This window comes from Neisseria sp. P0021.S007 (assembly GCF_051956855.1).
In genome coordinates, this window is sequence record NZ_JBQCXA010001733.1 from 1 (window position 1) to 441 (window position 441).

Here is a 441-nt window from a genome sequence, read left to right on the forward strand (position 1 = left end):
TACTGTTTCAGGCCGTCTGAAAAGCGATTACAGCTATTCCAGTTTAATTGTGTACAACAACTTTCCCTTCCCAGAAAGCTGCCGTAAACCCAACGATGACGAAACTGCCTGTCAGGAAGCTTCGGGCAAAAAAGGCGAAACGCCAAGGCCGTCTGAAAACAATCCCCTCCGTTCCGCCATCGAAGCTGCCGCCCAAGCCATCCTTGACACTCGCGAGAAATACCGTGCCGATGCGCTTGCTAACGATCTGCCTCCCCCTACGCTCGCCGAACTTTATGCGTCCGACGCAGGCTATCCCGACCTCGTCAAAGCACACGCCACCCTCGACAAAGCAGTAGATAAAGCCTACGGCTACAAAAAAGGCAAAAACACTGACGATGAGGCAGAACGCGTCACCTTTCTGTTTGACCTATACCGAAAGGCAATAGAAAGCCAAAATAC

1 protein-coding gene is annotated in these 441 nt (G+C 51.5%); it reads left to right on the forward strand.

Features of this window, described 5'->3' with window-relative positions:
• A partial coding sequence (locus ACTHUR_RS21180) for a type IIL restriction-modification enzyme MmeI (RefSeq protein WP_440400778.1) occupies positions 1 to 441 on the forward strand: 441 nt, incomplete at both ends.